This is a genomic window from Vibrio sp. 10N.222.52.B7 (assembly GCF_041474275.1).
Taxonomy (GTDB): Bacteria; Pseudomonadota; Gammaproteobacteria; order Enterobacterales; family Vibrionaceae; genus Vibrio; species Vibrio crassostreae_C.
On record NZ_JBFRTU010000579.1, the window covers coordinates 1 to 289 of the forward strand.

Annotated in this window: 1 protein-coding gene; it reads right to left on the reverse strand. The window is 43.9% G+C overall.

Annotated elements, in window-relative coordinates; translation table 11 throughout:
- A partial coding sequence (locus AB4512_RS24285; protein ID WP_372176051.1) for an OsmC family protein occupies positions 1-220 on the reverse strand: 220 nt, incomplete at its 3' end.
- Positions 221-289 lie beyond the last annotated feature (69 nt).

Consider the following 289-nt stretch of genomic DNA (forward strand, 5'->3'; position numbering starts at 1 on the left):
GTTTGGTTTCAAGCTTTGCATTGCAACCAGTGATGCTTTGACCCGCAGATTTCAAACCGTCCACTACATCAACAGAGCTACAGCCACCAGCAGCCATTAACACCATTTCCATCGGGCTTGGCGCAGTAGCACCACCGCTTCCATCCATAACAATAGAATGGCCTGATTGAGATTGACCGAGGAATTTAAAGCCTTCGACCCATTTAACTTCTGCTTGCATGTTGTTCCTTAGATGTACGAAAACATCATCATTATTTGGTATTTTATATCAATGCCTACACCCTACTAC